The 19,387-nt window shown below is 69.4% G+C and carries 14 protein-coding genes and 1 pseudogene; 9 read left to right on the forward strand and 6 right to left on the reverse strand.

The genetic code is table 11. From position 1 onward, the window contains the following. The 5 genes from C1J00_RS06050 to C1J00_RS06070 all read left to right on the forward strand — a co-directional run. Positions 1-2,788: SpoIIE family protein phosphatase (locus C1J00_RS06050; protein WP_439333386.1), on the forward strand; the 2,788-nt coding region annotated here is incomplete at its 5' end. After that, complete coding sequence (locus C1J00_RS06055; RefSeq protein ID WP_102907999.1) at positions 2,788-3,870, forward strand: substrate-binding domain-containing protein; 1,083 nt, start codon at positions 2,788-2,790, stop codon at positions 3,868-3,870. The genes C1J00_RS06050 and C1J00_RS06055, both read left to right, overlap by 1 nt. 15 nt (positions 3,871-3,885) lie before the next feature. After that, complete coding sequence (locus C1J00_RS06060) at positions 3,886-4,665, forward strand: ATP-binding cassette domain-containing protein (protein WP_102908000.1); 780 nt, start codon at positions 3,886-3,888, stop codon at positions 4,663-4,665. Continuing rightward, the gene (locus C1J00_RS06065) at positions 4,662-5,957 is read left to right on the forward strand and encodes a sugar ABC transporter permease (RefSeq protein ID WP_102908022.1); all 1,296 of its coding nucleotides are present in this window, start codon (positions 4,662-4,664) and stop codon (positions 5,955-5,957) included. The genes C1J00_RS06060 and C1J00_RS06065 overlap by 4 nt, the downstream gene beginning before the upstream one ends. 84 nt (positions 5,958-6,041) lie before the next feature. Next, complete coding sequence (locus tag C1J00_RS06070) at positions 6,042-7,397, forward strand: ABC transporter substrate-binding protein (protein ID WP_102908001.1); 1,356 nt, start codon at positions 6,042-6,044, stop codon at positions 7,395-7,397. A 116-nt stretch (positions 7,398-7,513) separates the two neighbouring features. On the opposite strand, the gene C1J00_RS06075 is transcribed toward C1J00_RS06070, so the two are convergent. Further along, the gene (locus C1J00_RS06075; protein ID WP_102908023.1) at positions 7,514-10,309 is read right to left on the reverse strand and encodes an aconitate hydratase; all 2,796 of its coding nucleotides are present in this window, start codon (positions 10,307-10,309) and stop codon (positions 7,514-7,516) included. 213 nt (positions 10,310-10,522) lie between these two features. Between C1J00_RS06075 and C1J00_RS46440 the strand changes: the two are divergent. From C1J00_RS46440 to C1J00_RS06090, 3 genes and pseudogenes are all read left to right on the forward strand, one after another. Beyond that, positions 10,523-10,740 (forward strand): annotated as a pseudogene (locus tag C1J00_RS46440) (hypothetical protein); the annotation flags it as partial. A gap of 159 nt (positions 10,741-10,899) precedes the next feature. Beyond that, positions 10,900-11,100 carry a DUF4236 domain-containing protein gene (locus C1J00_RS06085; protein ID WP_102908002.1) on the forward strand — a complete coding sequence of 67 codons (201 nt, stop codon included), beginning with the start codon at positions 10,900-10,902 and terminating at the stop codon, positions 11,098-11,100. A gap of 84 nt (positions 11,101-11,184) precedes the next feature. Then, entirely contained in the window at positions 11,185-12,714 is a 1,530-nt protein-coding gene (locus tag C1J00_RS06090; RefSeq protein WP_102908003.1) for a helix-turn-helix domain-containing protein, read from the forward strand. A 143-nt stretch (positions 12,715-12,857) separates the two neighbouring features. Here the strand turns inward: C1J00_RS06090 and C1J00_RS06095 are convergent, their stop codons facing one another. From C1J00_RS06095 to C1J00_RS06115, 5 genes are all read right to left on the reverse strand, one after another. After that, positions 12,858-14,078, reverse strand: coding sequence for a tyrosine-type recombinase/integrase (locus tag C1J00_RS06095; protein ID WP_102908004.1), 1,221 nt, complete (start codon positions 14,076-14,078; stop codon positions 12,858-12,860). A gap of 83 nt (positions 14,079-14,161) precedes the next feature. Beyond that, the gene (locus tag C1J00_RS47600) at positions 14,162-14,464 is read right to left on the reverse strand and encodes a helix-turn-helix transcriptional regulator (protein WP_102908005.1); all 303 of its coding nucleotides are present in this window, start codon (positions 14,462-14,464) and stop codon (positions 14,162-14,164) included. Positions 14,465-14,589: 125 nt separating this feature from the next. After that, entirely contained in the window at positions 14,590-15,294 is a 705-nt protein-coding gene (locus C1J00_RS06105; RefSeq protein WP_102908006.1) for a site-specific integrase, read from the reverse strand. A gap of 615 nt (positions 15,295-15,909) precedes the next feature. Further along, on the reverse strand, positions 15,910-17,304 hold the full coding sequence (locus C1J00_RS06110) for a tyrosine-type recombinase/integrase (RefSeq protein ID WP_180989430.1): 1,395 nt from the start codon (positions 17,302-17,304) through the stop codon (positions 15,910-15,912). Continuing rightward, positions 17,304-17,501 carry a helix-turn-helix transcriptional regulator gene (locus C1J00_RS06115; RefSeq protein ID WP_079084689.1) on the reverse strand — a complete coding sequence of 66 codons (198 nt, stop codon included), beginning with the start codon at positions 17,499-17,501 and terminating at the stop codon, positions 17,304-17,306. Before C1J00_RS06115 ends, C1J00_RS06110 begins: the two co-directional genes overlap by 1 nt. 1,103 nt (positions 17,502-18,604) lie before the next feature. Between C1J00_RS06115 and C1J00_RS44595 the strand changes: the two genes are divergently transcribed. Beyond that, positions 18,605-19,387 (forward strand): hypothetical protein, encoded by a 783-nt coding sequence (locus tag C1J00_RS44595; protein WP_146046139.1) that lies wholly within the window; start codon positions 18,605-18,607, stop codon positions 19,385-19,387.

The raw sequence follows: 19,387 nt of genomic DNA on the forward strand, positions 1-19,387 counted from the left end.
GACGGCCTCCCACGCCTCCCACGGCTCCCCCGCCTCGGAGCCTCCGGGCGAGGCCCGCATCGACGGCGATTGCCCCGCCGTGGCCGAGGCGTATCAGCGAGGGCGGGCCGTGTGGCTCGCGGGTGTGATGTCCGGGCGTGAGGAGGGCGCGGCCGCCTCCGCCCCGCTCGGGGCGTTGCCGCTGGGGGCCGCGGGCGGATGGCTGGGGTGTCTCGTCGTGGTGGGAGAGGCCGGGGAGGGATTCGGGACCGAGCAGCGGGAGTTTCTGGAGTGGTACGCCGAGGCCGTCGCCGAACGGCTGCGGGGCGAGGCGGACCGGTCGGCGCCCTCGCCGCTGCTGGATTCGGCCCTGCGCGCCATGGGGGTCGGGTCCTTCGCCCTGTCGCCCGGCACCGGGCTGGTCGAGACGGACCCGGCGCTGCTCGAACTCGTCGGCATCCCCGAGGGCGGTTTCGACGGCAAGACCGACACGCTGCTGTCGTGCAGCGTCCCGGAGGACGTCCCCGCGCTGATGTCGGTCATCGAGCCGTCCGCGCAGACCCCCGGCCGGCGTGAGCTGGAGTTCCGTATCCGACGGCCCACCGGTGAACTGTGCTGGCTGCGGCTGAGCTGCCGGGTGCTGAAGGGGCCCGAAGGCGCTCCGGAGCGGGTGCTGGGCGTGGTGAGCGCGGCGCCCGTGCTGCGCCGCAGCGCCAGCGACGTCGCCCGGATCCAGTGGCTGACGGCCGCGCTCGACGACGCCACGACCGTCCGGGACGTCAGCCGTGTGGTGGTCGCCGCGCTCCGCGAGCCGCTGGGTGCCGACCGGGTGGCGCTCGCCGAGCTGGTGGAGGACCGGCTGGCGGTCACCGTGCTCGATCCGCCGGGCGCGGGTGCCTGGCCGGAGCTGTGGCGGCGCGAGTGGCGCTCGGAGTGGCCCGACGCCCCGGTCACCGCGCTGCCCACGCTCCAGGCGGCGCTGCGGGACGGCCGGGTGAGCCTGTGGCCGGTCGGTTCGGTGCTGGAGCCGGGGCTGGCGGGCATCGGGCCCGGCGGCCTCGCGGTGCTGCCGCTGCCGGCCAAGAACGGGGTGGCCGGGGTGTGCCTGGTCGGCTGGGACACCCCGCACGAGTTCGCCCCCGAGGAGCGGGCTCTGCTGACCGCCACCGCGGGCCTGGTCGGGCAGGCCCTGAAGCGCGCGCACGCCTACGACGCCGAGCAGGAGCTCGCGACGATGCTCCAGCGCAGCCTGCTGCCGCGCCGGCTCCCCAAGCTGCCCGGGGGCACCGCCGTGGCCCGCTATCTGCCCGCCCGGCGCGGTCTCCAGGTGGGGGGCGACTGGTACGACGTGATCGCGCTGTCGGAGAGCAAGGTGGCGCTGGTCATCGGGGATGTGCAGGGGCACAGCGCCGGGGCCGCGACGATCATGGGCCAGATGCGTACGGCGGTCCGGGCCTACGCCGTGGAGGGGCATCCCCCGGACGTGGTCGTCGCGCACGCCAACCGGCTGCTCGTCGGCATGGAGACGGACCTGTTCGCCACCTGCTGCTATGTCGAACTGGACATGGAGGAGGGCAACGCGCTGTTCGTGCGGGCGGGGCATCTGGCCCCGCTGGTGCGGCATCCCGACGGCGGCACCGCGGAGATCGCCGTCGAGGGCGGGCTCCCGCTGGGCGTCCTCGCCGACGCGGAGTTCCCCCTCACCGCCCTCGCGCTCGCCCCGGGCACGGTCCTGGCGCTGGTCACGGACGGCTTGGTCGAGTCGGCGGATCTGCAGTTGGACGAGGGGATGCGGCTCGTACGCCAGGCGCTCGCGGCGGCCGATCCCGCCGACCCGGGGCGGATGGCCGACGAACTGCTCGGCGAGGCCGGGCGCCGTGAGGACGACGTGGCGGTGCTGCTGCTGCGCTACGACGGGATGCGGGTACGGCCCGTGCGGTCGGGCTGGGTGGTGTGGCGGCTGCCGGACGCGGTCATGCACGCGCGCCGGTTCAGCGCGCGGACGCTGCGTTCGTGGGGCATCTCGGCCGAGGCCGACACCGTCCTGCTGGTGGTGTCGGAGCTGGTCACCAACGCGCTGGTGCACACGCAGGGCGCGGTGCGGGTGGAGCTGACCCTGGCGGCGGACCGGCTGCGGGTGACCGTGAACGACTCCTCGCCCCGGGCGCCGGCCAAGCCGGTCGTCGTGGACTGGGAGTCGACGGGCGGCCGTGGGCTCTTCCTGGTCGAGGCCGTGTCGGCGGCCTGGGGCTCGGTGCCGGTGGGCGGCGGCAAGCAGGTGTGGAGCGAGATCGTCGTCACCCGTCCGGAGCGGGGGGCGGAACCCGGCGAGGAACCGGACGAGGAACCGGAGGCCGAACCGGAGGAGGAGCGGAAGCCGGGCCGCGGCTGGGGCCTGGGCCGGGACCGCGGCTGGGGGCTGGGCCGGAACCGCCGCAAGTCCCGCGACCAGGGCCGCCACCGTGGCGACGACCGGGCAGCGGACGATCACGGCGACCGGTCCGCGGACGACCTTAACGACCGGGCGACGGACGGACACGACGACCGGGCGGCGGACGGTCACAACGACCCCGCCACGGACCGCGAGGGCGACCGCGCCACGGACCGCGAGGGCCACCGCGCCACGGACGGTCACGACAACCGCACCCCAGACCGCGACGGCGAGCAAGCAACAGGCGGCAAAGGCGAGCAAGCGGCTGCCCGCAGGGGCGAGCAGGCCGTGGGGCTCGACCGGGCCATGGAGCACATCGGCGACGGTGTCGCGGACCCGCCCCCGCGCCGGAACCGGCCGGACGAAGGAGGCCCCTGATGCGTGGCCCCGGTCTGCGCGGCGCCGCAGGGCTGCTGGCGCTCCTCTTGGCCATGACCCTCGCCGGGTGTACCGACAGCGGCGGGGAGGGCGAGGGCGGGCAGACCATCGGGCTGCTGTTGCCGAGCCGGGCCGTGCCCCGCTGGGAGAAGTCGGACAAGCCCCTGATCGAGAAGCGGGTGAAGGAGCTCTGCCCCGACTGCACGCTCGTGTACGCCAACGCCGAGAACGACGCGGCGAGCCAGCGGCAGCAGATGAACTCCATGATCACCCGGGGCGTCTCGGCCCTGATCCTGGACGTCGTCGACCCCAAGGCCCTGCGCTCCTCGGTGCGCGCGGCGCAGCGCGAGGGCGTCCCGGTCGTCGCCTACGACCGACTCGCCGAGGGCCCGATCTCGGGTTTCGTCAGTTTCGACGGCGCCCAGGTCGGCAGGCAACAGGGCCAGGCGCTGCTGAGGGGCATGGGCGGCAGGGCCGACGGCGGAGGTGTCGTCATGGTGAACGGCGACCCGTCCAGCCCCAACGCCGCCTGGTACGAGGGCGGGGCCCGGTCCGCCCTGCAGGGCGAGGTGCGGATCCTGAAGTCGTACAACACCATCGGGTGGCGTACGGAGAACGCGCACGACCACATGTCCGCCGCGATCAGCGCCCTCGGGCCGAACCGGATCGACGGGGTGCTCGCCGCCAACGACTCGATCGCGGCCGGTGTCATCTCGGCGCTGAAGAGCGCCCGCGTCTCGCCGCTGCCTCCGGTCACCGGCCAGGACGCGGACCTGGACGCGCTGCAGCGCATCGTCAAGGGCGAGCAGTACATGACTGTCTACAAGCCGTTCCGGCTGGAGACCGAGGCGGCCGCCGCGATGGCCGTCGCCCTGGCGCGGGGCAACGACATCGACGCGCTGGTCACGGCGCAGGTGGACAGCCCCACGACCGAGGACGTCCCGGCGGTGCTGCTCGACTCGATTGCCGTGACGCGCGAGACGATCGGCCGGACGGTCGTCCGGGACGGTGTCTACACGATCGACCAGATCTGCACCCCGAAGCTCCGTCCGGCCTGCGACCGGGCCGGGCTGACCCGGTGAGTGAGGTGGTTCCCCGTGGCCCGTCCCCCCGTACTCGCGTTGCGCGGCATCACCAAGCGGTTCGGCGGCGTGCAGGCCCTCGTCGACGTCGACCTGCAGGTCAGGGCCGGTGAGGTCGTGGCCCTGGCGGGTGACAACGGAGCGGGCAAGTCGACCCTGGTCAAGGTGATCTCCGGGGTCAGCCCCGCCGACCGGGGCCTCATCGAGTGGGAGGGGCGCCTCGTGCAGATCAAACGCCCGCACGACGCCCACGCCCTGGGCATCGCGACCGTGTACCAGGACCTCGCCATGTGCGACAACCTGGACGTCGTCGGCAATCTCTTCCTCGGCCGCGAGATCGACCGGGTGGGCGTCCTGGACGAGGTCGAGATGGAGCGCCGGGCCCGCGATCTGATGCGCACCCTGTCGATCCGCATCCCCGACGTGCGGGTGCCGGTCGCCGCGCTGTCGGCCGGGCAGCGGCAGGCCGTGGCGATCTCCCGCTCGCTCATGGGCGCGCCCAAGGTGCTGCTGCTCGACGAGCCCACCGCCGCCCTCGGCGTGGAGCAGACCAGCCATCTGCTCGACCTCATCGAGGAGGTGCGCGACCGCGGTATGGCGATCATCCTCATCAGCCACAACATGGGCGACATCAAGGCCGTCGCGGACCGGGTCGCCATACTGCGGCTGGGCCGCAACAACGGGCTGTTCGACGTGAGCACGGTGACCCAGGAGCAGATCATCTCCTCCGTCACCGGGGCGGCGGACAACGCCGTGGCCCACCGTTCGAAGGGCGACGAGGAGGCGTGGCCGTGAGCCGCGGCGGGCCGCGGCGGGACGGCGTGCCTGCCGGGCCGGGCAGCGCCGGACCGGTCACCGCCCGCGGTGAGCGGCGCACCCGGGGATGGCAGGACAGCCTGCGGGAGTACGCCCTGGACGTGCGCGGCAGCGTGCGCGGCGGGGAGCGAGGGCCGCTCCTGGTCATCGCCGGGCTCATCGTCATCTGGATCGTCTTCCAGGGTCTGGACGACAAGTTCCTCTCGCCGCGCAACCTGTCCAACCTCAGCGTGGACATCGTCGGGACGGGGCTGGTCGCCGTCGGCATCGTCTTCGTCCTGCTGATCCGGGAGATCGATCTGTCCGTCGGTTCGGTCAGCGGCCTGGCGGGGGCGGCGTTCGCCGTGCTGAACGTGAACCACGGGGTGCCGGAGTGGCTGGCGGTGATCGTGGCGGTGGCCGCCGGGACGGCCGTGGGCGCCTTCCACGGGGTTTTCCATGCCTGGCTGGGCGTGCCCGCGTTCGTGGTGACGCTGGCCGGGCTGCTGATCTGGAACGGCCTGACGCTCTACCTGCTGGGAGCCAGCGGCACGATCAACATCGACGAGGAGGGCCTGGTCGCCTCGCTGACCAGCCGCCACTTCGGCAACCACCTGGCGGCGTACGCGGTCGCCGCGCTCGGCACGGCCGGGTACGCCCTGGCCGCCCACCGCCGCCGGAGCCGTCACCGGGCGGCCGGGATGCCCTACCGCTCCCGGGGCGAGGTCTGGCTGCGCACGGGGCTCCTCGCGGTGATCGCCTTCGCCGCGGCCTTCACCCTCAACCGGTTCCAGGGGCTGCCGCTCGCCCTGCTGATCTTCCTGGTGGTCCTGGTCGTCTCGGACTACGTGCTGCGCCGGACCCGCTACGGGCGGCGGGTGTACGCGCTGGGCGGCGGGGTCGAGGCGGCGCGTCGGGCCGGCATCGGGGTGGAGCGGGTGCGGGTCGCGATGTTCATGGTGTCGGGGACCCTGGCCGCGGTCGGCGGGCTGTTCGTGGCGTCGGGGCTGACCTCGGCGAGCCCCACGACGGCGCGTGCCGCCGGTTCGGGGATGCTGCTGATCAACGCGATCGCGGCGGCCGTCATCGGCGGGACGAGTCTGTTCGGCGGACGGGGCTCGCCCTGGTCGGTGCTGCTCGGCGTGGTGGTGATCCAGTCGATCGCATCGGGCATGGGGCTGCTGGGCGTCCAGGACGCCGTGCAGTTCATGATCACCGGTGGGGTGCTGCTGGCCGCCGTCGCGGCCGACGCGCTGTCCAGACGCGCCCAGGCCAGACGCGGTCGGCCGTGAGCTGCGGCATGCCGGAATGGCGCCATTGATCCGTTCTTTACGGAATGCCTAACAACGGGCGAAGGTGGGTATGGGCGAGATGTCATGAAACGCAGCCGCCTCACCCAGGCCGCCGTGGCCGTCGCGGTCGCCGCCGGTCTGGTCCTCGCCGGATGCGGTGACACCGATCTGCCCGGCGGCGAGGAGCAGGCCGACCTCAGCGTGCTCGCGACGGACGTGCCGCAGATCCAGACCCTCAAGAAGCTCACCAAGAAGCACTTCACGGCGGAGACCGGTATCACCGTCGACTACACCGTGCTGCCGGAGAACGAGGCGCGGGAGGAGATGAACCGCGAGTTCGCGACCCAGGCCGGCCGCTACGACGTGGCCAGCGTCAGCGCGTACGAGGTGCCGATCTACGCCGCCAACGGCTGGCTTGCCCCGCTGGACTCCTACGTGAAGGCCGACGAGGACTTCGACCAGGACGACGTCTTCCCGAACCTGGCGTCCTCGCTGACCGGGGAGGACGGCAAGCTCTACGCCGAACCCTTCTACGGCGAGGGCTCCTTCCTGATGTACCGCAAGGACCTGTTCCGCAAGGACGGGCTGACGATGCCGCCGAACCCGACCTGGCAGCAGGTCGCCGACCTCGCCGCCCGGGTCGACGGAACCGACGGCGCGAGCGGCATCTGCCTGCGCGGCCTGCCCGGCTGGGGCCAGAACCTCGCCCCGATCAACACGGTCGTCAACACCTTCGGCGGCGCCTGGTACGACATGGACTGGAACGCCCGCCTGACCTCACCGGAGTTCAGGGAGGCCGTCGGGTTCTACGTCGGCCTGCTCCGCTCCCACGGCCAGCCCGGCGCGGAGCGGATGGGCGTGCTGGAGATCCTGGACCGGTTCGTCCAGGGCAAGTGCGCCATGATGTACGACGCCACGTCGCTGGCCTCGTCGATCGAGGCCGACAGCTCCTCGGTCAAGGGCAAGGTCGGCTACGTCCCGGCCCCGCACGAGCGGACCGAGAAGGCCGGCTGGCTGTGGACCTGGGCCTGGGGCATCCAGCAGGCGGCCGAGAACAAGGACGCCGCCTGGGAGTTCATCTCCTGGGCCTCCTCCAAGGAGTTCCAGGAACTGGTCGGCCGGGAGGTGGGCTGGACCTCGGCCCCCGCCGGGAACCGCAAGTCGCTCTACGAGAAGCCCGAGTACCAGCAGGCGGCCGGTGCCTGGTACCGGCAGGAGTACACGGCGGCGACGGACTCCGCCGACCCGAAGGACCCCGGCGTCGCTCCCCGCCCCTACGACGGCATCGGTTTCCTGAGCATTCCCGAGTTCGCCGTGCTGGGTACGGCGGTCTCCGAGCAGATCGCCGCGGCCATCGCCGGGCGGCAGTCGGTGGACACGGCCCTGGAGAAGTCCCAGGACCTCGCCCAGGCCGCGGCGGCGAAGTACCGCGGCGAGTGACCCGCCCGCGCCGCGTGACCCGCCCACGCCGCGTGACCCGCCCGCGCCGCTTGAACGGCGAGGGCCGCGCCCCCGGTGACCCGGGAACGCGGCCCTCGAACCGCAGCGCGGTCCGCCTACTTGCGGATCAGGCTGCGCAGCACGTACTGCATGATGCCGCCGTTGCGGTAGTAGTCCGCCTCGCCGGGGGTGTCGATGCGGACGACCGCGTCGAACTCGACGCCGGTGTCGGTGGTGACCTTCACCGTGCGCGGGGTGGTGCCGTTGTTGAGCTCCTCGACGCCGGTGAAGTCGAAGGTCTCCTCACCGGTGAGGCCGAGGGACTCGGCGGACTGGCCCTCCGGGAACTGCAGCGGCAGCACGCCCATGCCGATGAGGTTCGAGCGGTGGATGCGCTCGTAGGACTCGGCGATGACGGCCTTGACGCCGAGGAGCGCGGTGCCCTTGGCGGCCCAGTCGCGGGACGAGCCGGAGCCGTACTCCTTGCCGGCCAGGACGACCAGCGGGATGCCGGCGGCCTGGTAGTTCTGCGAGGCGTCGTAGATGAACGACACCGGCGCGTCCGCCTGGGTGAAGTCGCGGGTGTAGCCACCCTCGGTGCCCGGCGCGATCTGGTTGCGCAGGCGGATGTTGGCGAACGTACCGCGGATCATGACCTCGTGGTTGCCGCGGCGGGAGCCGTAGCTGTTGAAGTCGCGGCGCTCCACACCGTGCTCGGTGAGGTACTTGCCGGCCGGGGTGTCGGCCTTGATGGCACCGGCCGGGGAGATGTGGTCGGTGGTGACCGAGTCGCCCAGCTTGGCCAGCACCCGGGCGCCGGAGATGTCGGAGACCGGGGTGGTCTCCATCGTCATGCCCTCGAAGTACGGGGGCTTGCGCACGTAGGTCGACTCGGCGTCCCACTCGAAGGTGTTGCCGGTCGGGATCGGCAGCGCCTGCCACTGGGCGTCACCCGCGAAGACGTCGGCGTAGGACTTGGAGAACATGTCCTCGCCGATGGCGTTGGCGACGACCTCGTTGACCTCGGCCTCCGTCGGCCAGATGTCCTTCAGGAAGACCGGCTTGCCGTCCTGGTCGGTGCCCAGGGAGTCCTTGGTGATGTCCACCTTCATGGACCCGGCGAGCGCGTAGGCCACGACCAGCGGCGGGGACGCCAGGTAGTTCATCTTGACGTCGGGGTTGATGCGGCCCTCGAAGTTCCGGTTGCCGGAGAGGACCGAGGTGACCGCGAGGTCGTGGTCGTTGACGGCCTTGGAGACCTCCTCCGGCAGCGGGCCGGAGTTGCCGATGCAGGTGGTGCAGCCGTAGCCGACGAGGTTGAAGCCGACCTTGTCGAGGTACGGGGTCAGACCCGCCTTCTCGAAGTAGTCGGTGACCACCTTGGAGCCCGGGGCGAGGGTGGTCTTGACCCACGGCTTGCGGGTCAGGCCCTTCTCCACCGCCTTCTTGGCCACCAGCGCGGCGGCGACCATGACGTACGGGTTGGAGGTGTTGGTGCAGGAGGTGATGGCCGCGACGGTCACGGCGCCGTGGTCGATCTCGTAGGTCGAGCCGTCGGGGGCGGTGACGGTGACCGGGGCCGACGGGACGGCGGCACCGGTGCCGTCGGCGTGCTGCGGGGCGCCGGCGCCGTTCTCCTGGTTGCCGTAGGCCGGGGCGTCGGAGGCCGGGAAGGACTCGTCGCTCGCCTCGTCGACCGGGGAGGCCGCGGTGGTCTGCGGGGCGACGGGCGCCTCGACGTAGTTGAGGACGTCCTTCGCGAACTGCTGGGCGGCCTCGGCGAGGACGATGCGGTCCTGCGGACGCTTCGGGCCGGCGATGGAGGGGACGACCGTCGCCAGGTCGAGCTCCAGCTTCTCGGAGAAGTCGGGCTCGGCGGCCGGGTCGAGCCAGAGGCCCTGCTCCTTGGCGTACGCCTCGGCCAGGGCGAGCTGCTGCTCGCTGCGGCCGGTGAGCCGCATGTAGCTGATCGTCTCGTCGTCGATCGGGAAGATCGCGGCGGTGGAGCCGAACTCCGGCGACATGTTGCCGATGGTGGCGCGGTTAGCCAGGGAGGTTGCGGCGACGCCCTCGCCGTAGAACTCGACGAACTTGCCGACGACGCCGTGCTTGCGCAGCATCTCGGTGATGGTCAGCACGAGGTCGGTGGCGGTGGTGCCCGCCTGGAGCTCGCCGGTCAGCTTGAAGCCGACGACGCGCGGGATCAGCATGGAGACCGGCTGGCCGAGCATGGCGGCCTCGGCCTCGATGCCGCCGACGCCCCAGCCCAGCACGCCCAGACCGTTGACCATGGTGGTGTGCGAGTCGGTGCCGACCAGGGTGTCCGGGTAGGCCTTGCCCTCGCGGACCATCACGACACGGGCCAGGTGCTCGATGTTCACCTGGTGAACGATGCCGGTGCCGGGCGGGACGACCTTGAACTCGTCGAAGGCGGTCTGGCCCCAGCGCAGGAACTGGTAGCGCTCCTTGTTGCGGCCGTACTCCAGGTCGACGTTCTGCTTGAAGGCGTCGTTCGTGCCGAACTTGTCGGCGATGACGGAGTGGTCGATGACCAGCTCGGCCGGGGCGAGGGGGTTGATCTTCGCCGGGTCGCCGCCCAGCTCCTTCACGGCCTCACGCATGGTCGCGAGGTCCACAACACAGGGAACGCCGGTGAAGTCCTGCATGATCACGCGGGCCGGCGTGAACTGGATCTCCTGGCTGGGCTGGGCCTGCGAGTCCCATCCGCCGAGGGCACGGATGTGGTCGGCGGTGATGTTCGCGCCGTCCTCGGTGCGGAGCAGGTTCTCCAGCAGGACCTTGAGGCTGTAGGGAAGGCGGGCCGACCCCTCCACCTTGTCCAGCCGGAAGATCTCGTACGACTCGTCGCCCACCTGCAGCGTGCTGCGGGCGTCGAAGCTGTTCGCCGACACGACAGTCTCCTTCATTGATGTGCGCGTACCACCACGATCCTGCCGCCATGGCCTCTCGACCGATCCGATAAGGTAAGGCTAAGTTAGGTAGCCCTTACCCGGGTGACGGCTGCGGTGCTTCTCGGCAGATATCTCGATGTCGAGATAACTCTAGTACACCCGGGGCCGTTGGTCATGCCCGGGCGGCGCCTGTGGCGCATCCCGCAGTGGCCGATATGCGCTTGCGCGCCTTCACCACTCGGCGTCACTGCCGTCCGGCACCCCGCGGAGGCGGAGCAGACGACCCCACGGAACCAACACGTCGATCAGGAGCTCATCGCGGCCGCGGCCGACGTCGCCCGCACGCACCGCAGGGCGACAACCACACGACGGCCGCCGCCGCTCGCGCCCGGGACGGCCGGATCGTCACCGCGGAGACGACGACGGGCGGGGTCGCGCCGCACACCGCGCCGCCACGCCACGCCGCCGCCGCGCCGCGCCGCCGCCACTCCGCGCCGCCACTCCGCGCCGCCGGTCGTGCCATCAGAGTGCGAACTCGGGGTAACCGAACGGAACCGGGGAAACCCGGTGACACCGAAAGGAGGCCCTGAATGCCCCTCACGTTCCGTAAGAGTTTCCGGATTCTTCCCGGCGTGCGGCTCAACATCAACAAGCGCTCCTGGTCCATCACCACCGGCGGCGGCAAGAACGGCCCCCGGTACACGCGCAGCAGTACGGGACGCCGTACGACATCGATGGATCTGCCCGGACCTTTCGGGTGGCGGCGCACCACGTCGTCGAAACGACACTGAGGCCGCCGGACGGGGTTGACGGCCCATCACCCGAACGGACCCCCCGGTCGGGACCCATCTCATATCTGAGATAACCTCAAGCTCATGGCAGACGACTACCTCGTACGCATCGGCAAGCTCATCCGTGACGCCCGGCAGCACCGGGGCTGGACGCAGTCGCAGCTGGCCGAGGCGCTCGGCACCAGCCAGAGCGCCGTCAACCGGATCGAGCGCGGCAACCAGAACATCAGCCTTGAGATGATCGCGCGCATCGGGGAGGCCCTCGACAGCGAGATCGTGTCGCTCGGCTACGCCGGTCCGATGCATCTGCGGGTGGTCGGCGGGCGCCGGCTGTCCGGTGCCATCGACGTGAAGACGAGCAAGAACGCGTGCGTGGCGCTGCTGTGCGCCTCACTGCTCAACGAGGGGCGCACGGTGCTGCGCCGCGTCGCCCGCATCGAGGAGGTGTACCGCCTCCTGGAGGTGCTGGGCTCCATCGGCGTGCGCACCCGGTGGATCAACGACGGCGTCGACCTGGAGATCGTGCCGTCGGCCGAGCTGGACCTGGCGGCGATCGACGCGGACGCGGCCCGCCGCACCCGCTCCATCATCATGTTCCTCGGCCCGCTGCTGCACCGCATGGACCACTTCAAACTGCCGTACGCCGGCGGCTGCGACCTCGGTACGCGCTCGGTCGAGCCGCACATGATCGCGCTGCGCCGCTTCGGCCTGGACATCGCCGCCACGGAGGGCCAGTACCACGCCCAGGTCGATCGCGCGGTCAGCCCCGACCGGCCCATCGTCCTGACCGAACGCGGCGACACGGTGACCGAGAACGCGCTGCTCGCGGCCGCCCGGCACGACGGCATCACCGTCATCCGCAACGCCTCCTCCAACTACATGGTCCAGGACCTGTGCTTCTTCCTGGAGGCCCTCGGTGTCAAGGTCGACGGCATCGGCACGACCACACTCACCGTGCACGGCGTGCCGACCATCGACGTCGACGTGGACTACTCCCCCTCCGAGGACCCGGTCGAGGCGATGAGCCTGGTCGCGGCGGCCGTCGTCACCGAGTCGGAACTGACGGTGCGCCGGGTGCCCATCGAGTTCCTGGAGATCGAGCTGGCGGTCCTGGAGGAAATGGGCCTCGACCACGACCGCACGCCCGAGTACTTCGCCGACAACGGCCGCACCCGGCTGGTGGACCTCAGCGTCCGCCCCTCCAAGCTGGAGGCGCCGATCGACAAGATCCACCCCATGCCGTTCCCCGGCCTGAACATCGACAACGTCCCCTTCTTCGCGGCCATCGCGGCGGTCGCCCAGGGCCAGACCCTCATCCACGACTGGGTCTACGACAACCGCGCGATCTACCTGACCGACCTGAACCGCCTCGGCGGCCGGCTCCAGCTCCTCGACCCCCACCGCGTCCTGGTGGAGGGCCCGACCCGCTGGCGCGCCGCCGAGATGATGTGCCCGCCTGCCCTGCGCCCCGCGGTGGTCGTCCTGCTGGCGATGATGGCCGCCGAGGGCACGTCGGTGCTGCGCAACGTGTACGTCATCAACCGCGGATACGAGGACCTGGCGGAGCGGCTGAACTCGATCGGGGCGCAGATCGAGACGTTCCGGGACATTTGATACGAGGATGCCGCCGCACCCGGTCTGACCTGCGGCTCAGCGGGTCAGGGAGGGGTGCGGCGGCATCTCTGGGACTTCTCTGGGACTTTGGGCCCGCGGTGGGCTACGAGCCTCGCTCCACAGGTCCTGCCGACCGGCCACGGCTACGCGAAGATCGCGTCGATGGCGGCGGTGCCCCGTGCGCCGGCGCGGGGCAGGAAGTGGGAGTACTTCCGCAGCGTGAACCCGGGATCGGAGTGCCCCAGCCAGCGTGCCAGGGAGACAACCGATTCGCCAGCCTCCAGTTCCTCGGAGGCGAAGAAGTGGCGCAGAGCGTGGAAGCCGTGCTCCCGGGACGGCTCCCACACGCGAGCGCCGTCGGCGCTGCCCTCCTCCAGCGGAGCGATCACGCCCGCCTCAGCCAGAGCGGGCTTCCACACGTAGGAGTTGAAGTAGTTCCGGTTGATGGCCTTCCGCTCGCGTCCCGTCACCAGGAGGCTGTAGGTCCTCGGCCGCCGGTGTTTGGCTTCCACCGGCGTCTCGGCAGGAGTCGGGTCGTCCCAGGGCAGCGTGACCGGCACCGGCGCGAACTGCTCCATGTGCTGCCGGATGGCCCGGGCCACGCTGGGTGGCAACGGCACGTCCCTGACCTTGCGCCCCTTGGGAAGCGCGAAACACAGCTTCGTCCGCACCATCTTGACCTGCCGCCGGACGTGGACGACTTCCTTCTCGAAGTCGATGTCATCCGCTGAGAGCCCGAGCGCCTCCCCTTGGCGGAGCCCAAGGCCTGCTCCGATCACGAGGAGGAGCCGATAGCGGTCCGGCATGGCCGCCCGTACCGCGAGCACCCGTTCGGGCGGCCACGCCTCGACCCTGCCGGGGGTGGCTGCCGGCGGGCCGACCGTGCTGGAGCGGCACGGGTTGCGTCCGAGGCGACGGTCCTCGACGGCGGCCTGGAGGACACTGGAGAGCGTCGCCCAGACCAGACGGATCGAGGTCGGACCGAGGTCCTTCTCCAACCGCTTTTTCCAGTGGCGCAGGACTTCCGTGCCTATGGCGTTCAGCGGCTGAGCACCCAGGTGGGGAACGATGTGCCGGCGTACCCTCTGCTCGATCCGCTCGATCGTGGACGGGTCACCGCTCTGGGTGGGCCACCAGTGGGTCGCGATGTAGTCCTTGAGGGAGATGGCCCCATCGCGGGGATCGACGAACTCGCCTCGGCGGGCGTCGGTCTGAGCCTGGGCGAGCCAGGTCTTGGCGTCCTGGAGGGCGTCGAAGGACCGGTCCTTCACGCCGGGGATGCCCTTGACGCGGTAGCGGGTGCACTTGCCGTACATGGCGGTGCGGTCGCGCTTGCCGGTTTTCGGGTTCGGGCGCTTCTTCAGCCATCGGTCTTCTATGTAGCCGGCCAGGTGGAACTCCTTGGTGATGAGGCTGGGGGCGGCGCTGCTCTACGGCGCTTGGGGCTTCAGACGCCGAGGAAGCGGCTGGACCGCTCCTGCAGGGTGGTGTTGAGCGGGTTGAGGGCCGGGTTGGAGCGGGAGTCGGCCTGTTCCTGTTCGCGGACCCAGGCGTCGAGCGCTTCGAGCCGGTACATGACGCGACCGCGAGGTCCCATGCGGAAGCTCGGGGGACCTTGGCGACGGTGGCGCCAGACGTAGAGCGTGTGGGGTGAGAGGCCGAGGTAGTCGGCGGCGTCCTTCACGTTCAGGAAGGCGGCGGATACGGCGCCTGAGGAAGCGGTGGCGGCAAGCAAAGATCGTCCAGGCATCGATGGTTCTCTGTGAGGTTGGGGAGGAGGGAGCCCGGGTGGACGGAAATCCAGTTCTTCCGCCCACCCGTTGTCTTGTCATGCGGCAGGAAAGGATCGCGGACGATCCGCAACGCGGAACAGCGCTACGGACGGCGCACGGCGGTCGGGGCCGGCTCACTCGACAGGTCAGGAAGGGCGAGGGCAGCTTCGAGCCGGTCCCAAGGGATTTCATCCCGTGTCGGCTTGCGAAGGCAGTGCGCGAAGCGTTCGGCGAGGCGAGGAGCGCTCATTCCGGCGCACTCGGCCACCACGAAGATGTGCGCCGCGCTCTGGTCACCGTTCTTCAGCCACGCCGCGATGCACGCGTCACGCAGAGCGGAGATATTCCTGCCGAGCGACGAGTCGGCCTCGTGCGCTTCCAGAACCGCCGCCCGCGCTTGCTGCCAGATCTTGCGGTAGACCGGGGCGGTCAGCGGTCGCCCATCGTCGAGAACGAATATCGCATCATCGGGGCGGAGATCGCGCCGGGCGATCTCCGCCTTCAGGAGCGCCACCAACTCCCGGCAGGCAGGAACACGCCGTTCGGCGCCCGCGCGCTCCGAATCCGTCTCGCGGCGCTCTTGTCCCTGAGGGTGGATCAGCAGCCAACCACTACCGTCGTCCGCGAGTTCCACGTCTCGGACACGCAGCACCAGGGCCTCCTTCGGCTGCAGCGCCGCGAGGGCGATGGACGCCAGAAAGGCCCGCAGTACGAGGCCGTTCTGCGGCTGCTCGGCGGCCCAGTCCAGGATCGAAAAGCACTGCCGATCGGTCAGATGAAACGTTTTGGCGCCAACAACTGCGGCCATGTGTGAGCTCCTTGGGGTGAGGCGTGGGGGTAGGCACGGCGGTCCGGGCACCGCCTGTGAATCGCACGGCGACCGAACCTCTTCAATAGTCCGGAGGATCGCCGGTTTGGGTAACCGGCGATCCCGTGCTATGTTCCGCCGACCACGCAGACGATCTTCCGTGAGCTGCTCTAGGTTCACTTGCTTCGCCGCGCAATTCCAGTCCCTTCCGGGCTCAATGCGTCTGCCGTGAGCGAATCGCCATGCTGACCCAAAATCGCTGACGCCCAGCCAGCGAGCGGTCGATCTGGACGAGCCAAACGCCGGAATAGAGCAGGCGCCTTCTAAGCGCTTGGCCGCAGGTTCGAGTCCTGCCGGGGGCGCCACTGACCGTCGGTCTGGCTGGCGACGTTTTCGCAGGTCAGAATGCGTTTTTTGGTCTTTCATGTTAATCGGAGTCTTCGCCTCCGCCAGGGGCCGAGTCCGGCTGACACCGGCCAAAACCGGGCTTCTACGGGCGTCCGTCCCACATACGTCCCACAAGATCTGGGGTCGCGAGACCGTTCTCCGAGCCCCTCCGAGCACACAAGAGAGCGGCCTCGGAGCCCATCTTCCTGGGGGCTCCGAGGCCGCTCTTCACGCCGCTACCTTTGGGAGAGCTTGGACGTCTTCTATCCGTTTTAGGTAGTCATCCAGCTGGCCGACGATGCAGCGTGCATAGATGGCCAGCAGCACCGGCACGCTGTTCCCGGCCCACTCGGCGACCTGGGCCGGCGGGATGCCGTTGTTGAGCCATGTCGTCAGGCAGGTGTGACGCAAGTCGTACACGCGCTTGCCGGTCGGTGACTTGAACTCGTGCTCGTCAAGGATCTCCTCGCGCGCCTTCGCCCAGACACGCCGGAAGACCGAACCCGCCAGCATGCCCCCCTTCTCTCCCGGGAAGAGGAGGTCGGCGGGCTTGAGGTCGTACTCCTTGATGATCTCGCGGAGGAGTGCGACCAGGGAAGGGTGGATGGGGACCATGCGCGTGTCGCCCTCCCCTCGGCCCTTTAGGTCCCGTTCCTCGTGGACGTCGCCGGTGTCGGTCCACTGGCTGCCGACTTCGGGCTGGGCTTCATGGACGAGGAACTCGCCCCAGCCTGTCTCCGGCAAGGTGGCGTCACCCACACGGAGGGCAACGGCCTCCTCGGGGCGGAGACCCGCGTAGTAGAGGGTGGCGAAGAAGGCCCGGTAGAGGCGTCCGCGACGCGGACGCCTGCCTATCCACTCCAGCATCTGGGCAACCAGGTCGCGGTTCAGCAGGCATCGCTTGTCGATGGCCTGCGCCACCTTCGGTGCCGTGCGCTCCCCCTTGCCCTTTGGGAGAGGATTGACCTTCAGGTAGTTGTGCCTGATCGCGTAGCCCATGACCAGGTTCATGATCCGGTCGTTGCGCGTGACGGAGCTTGCGGCTGCCGCGGTCCCGTCCAGGAGGGTGCCGAGAGCCATGACGACCTTGTCGACCGTCTCGGTCTTCTCCCAGGCACTCATGGGGAGTGCGTTGCGCTTGACCCAGTCGAGGATCGTCTGCACTTCGGCCGGCACCGGGTTCTCGGGGTCGGTGCGCCGATTGACGTTGAACGCGTACTCCCGCAGCGCCCTGCGGACCATCACAGGCTCGAAGTGCTTAGGCGGAGGCGTGCGCAGCAGGGCGACGGTCGCGTGCGTGAGTGCCTTGGCCATGTTCTTCCGGGTGTTTCCGGAAGCACGGGGCCATTTCCAGTCGACGTACTCGACAGCGAAGTCGTACCAATTGGCCTCGGTGGCCTTCGACGTCCAGGAGATAGGCCGACCCGTTTCGATGTCGAACGGCTCACGCTTCCTGTGCGCGGACATCAGCTTCGAGCGCTCGTCGTCGGCTACCGCGCTCTTCTTGTAGGTCTTGCTGTGCTTCTTGTGGGCGACCTTCCAGCGGACGGTGTAGGTGTTGCCATTGGCCCGCTTGTTCGTCTCTATCGGATAGAAACGAACGTCCAACGAGCTGGTGTCCATCAAGAAGGGTCCTCGCAATCCATAAGCCAGTTCTCGAAATCGCTGCGCCGTATCCGAAGCGAGCCGTTGGGCAGTCGAATGCAGCGCGGGCCGCGCCCCTTCTGACGCCAGTCGTAGAAGGTCGATCGGGCGATCTGAAGCTCGTCGCAGACCTCGTCAACCGTCAGCTTCTGCCCAGGTCGAACCGCTACCGCCATGACGCCGCCTCACGGTCCCAACTGGACAAGAAGTCGGCGTACAAGGAGGACGGACCTGCCAGCCCGGGGCGAAAAAGGGCAGGGGGTCTCGCGGTTCGGCACATCAGGTGAATTCCTTGAGAGGGAGCGCACAGAGCGACGGAGGCGGGATCAGCAACGCACAAAGCCCTCACGCCAACTCGACGTGGCTATCGCTACTTTGAGTGAACCGGCGCTGCAGATCAGAGAAGCCGCAGGCGGGAGCCGCTCATTACCTCCTTGCGTCTTGCGGCACTACCGACTGCGTTCCGCAACGGCTCCACCGCCAAGCACAGCCGCGGGAACACCCTCAATGCTCGTCACGATCGCCGGTTTGGCTAACCGGCGATCGTCGTCTATGTTGCGCCCCGCACGGGGAAGGTCCACGGACCTCCTTATCGGCGGACGACGCTCGGAAGGCCAGCCGGTTGGACCAAAGCCCCTGGCGTGCCATCCATCGCGAGCGCCAAAAGCCCACCGCCAGTGAGCCGTCAAGGCTTCCTGCCACAACGGTTCGGGAGCACCGGCAGGTCGAGCGACGCATCACGTCGCGGCTCCGGGTGCGTCGCGATGCGTGTGAGGACCACTCGGTTTCAGCGGTAGCCGCGTGGCAGCCAAGTCCTCGCCAAACAGTCCAGCCGCACAGACGCGCAGCGCAGACGGTGCTGTAGTCCTCTCACTCCTGTGCAGCGCCCGCGTTCGAAGGCGCCAAATGCCAAGCGGATGGGATCAGTGAAACGAGCGGATCGGAGAGCGGAATCCGACAGATGGGCCTCCTTGAGTCGGGTCTCGGCCGAAGCAGGGCGCGGGTTCCCTGACCTGGTATTTTACGGGGCGTTGTACGTTGACATAGTCCCGGAGGATGTTCCAGCCCTTTGGGCCTCTTTCTCGTCTGCCGTGGGCGAATCCGCCCCAGGAGCCCTGCGGGATCTCAGGCCCCGTGGCCGACTTTCACGAACCATGGCCACTCAGTGGCCAGTTGGCCGCAGTCATGAGACGGCCGGCTACCCCGTCGCATTCGCAGCCACCAGCCGGCGCGGACGGGTTCCCCTTTGGCGTGATCTTCAGCGTGAAACAATGCCGGGATGGATCAGGGGGCAGCTGCCGTACTCGCGGCGCTGATCGCGGTGGCAGGTGTGGCGCTTGGCCTGTTTGGGGCCCGCTGGCAGGCACGCGGCATGCAGGAGCAGGCGAACGCAGCCATCGAAGCGGTCAAGGCGCAGGGACGAGACCAAAATGCACAGTGGCGTCGGACCGTAAGACGCGACGTCTGGGTCGAATATCTCGGCGCCGTGGATGAGTTCAGGCTGGCTGCCGGAGAGGTAGCAGGACATCTCGCTGACGAAGATTTGCCGGAGGCCGAGCTGGGACTCGAAGCGGCTCATTCTCGGTTTGTGGGCGCAACCGACGCATATCGCAAGATCGAGCTGGAAGGACCTGAGCAGATCGTCTCTAAGGGCTACACCTTGCAGGGCGTCATGGTCCAGACGATCTTCGAGCTGGAGCAGGCACTCACTGCCGCGCGAGCGATGGGAGTACTCGAAGAAGCCGGGCAGCGTGAGCAGCTCGAAGCTCCCTCTGAGCAGCATCGGCCGATCGCGGCGGTTCTCAGTTCGCTACGCGAGCTGCGGGGAATGGACTCCGACGATCCGGGCCGAACGGAGTACGGACAGCACCTCGGCCTCCAGATCCTCGCCTTGGACTTGCTATCTGCCTCTGACACCACGGCCCTCCTTTTCACATACGCACACCAGCTGTCGCAAAGCGAAGCTGTGGAGCGCTACCCCCACGGGCGGTGGCAGCGTTTCCACGAAGTGCGAACAGACTTCGTTCAAGCGGCTCGCTCGCATCTCGATGGCAGCACTTGA

The organism is Streptomyces cahuitamycinicus (assembly GCF_002891435.1).
GTDB classification, from domain to species: Bacteria; Actinomycetota; Actinomycetes; order Streptomycetales; family Streptomycetaceae; genus Streptomyces; species Streptomyces cahuitamycinicus.